Source organism: Aquabacterium parvum (assembly GCF_001447195.1).
In the GTDB taxonomy this organism is placed as follows: Bacteria; Pseudomonadota; Gammaproteobacteria; order Burkholderiales; family Burkholderiaceae_C; genus Aquabacterium; species Aquabacterium parvum.
Genome location: NZ_LFRI01000406.1, coordinates 1 through 273, shown reverse-complemented (window position 1 = coordinate 273; position 273 = coordinate 1). Strand labels below are relative to the sequence as shown.

General features: G+C 55.3%; 1 protein-coding gene. It reads left to right on the top strand.

The window, feature by feature from the left end:
• The first annotated feature begins 148 nt into the window (after positions 1 to 148).
• Complete coding sequence (locus ABG80_RS23850) at positions 149 to 271, top strand: hypothetical protein (protein ID WP_268760913.1); 123 nt, start codon at positions 149 to 151, stop codon at positions 269 to 271.
• Positions 272 to 273 lie beyond the last annotated feature (2 nt).

Here is a 273-nt window from a genome sequence, read left to right as displayed (position 1 = left end):
TTCTGCATGAAGCACCTGCTTTGCCCTCTGTGTGCCATTAGACGGGGCGCTAAGTCGATGAAAGCCTACTTGGATAGGTGGGAGGTCATCCGAGCCGAGAAAACGGCTCTGAGGCCTTTTTTGGTGACTTTGACGGCGAAGAACGGTGATGACCTGGCTGAACGCTTTAAGCACCTTCATAGAGCCCAGCGCGAGCTATGGAAACGCCGGCAACGTGGTCGCGGCTCTGTGCTCGATGGTGTTGTGGGCGCTGTTTGGTCATACGAAGTGAAG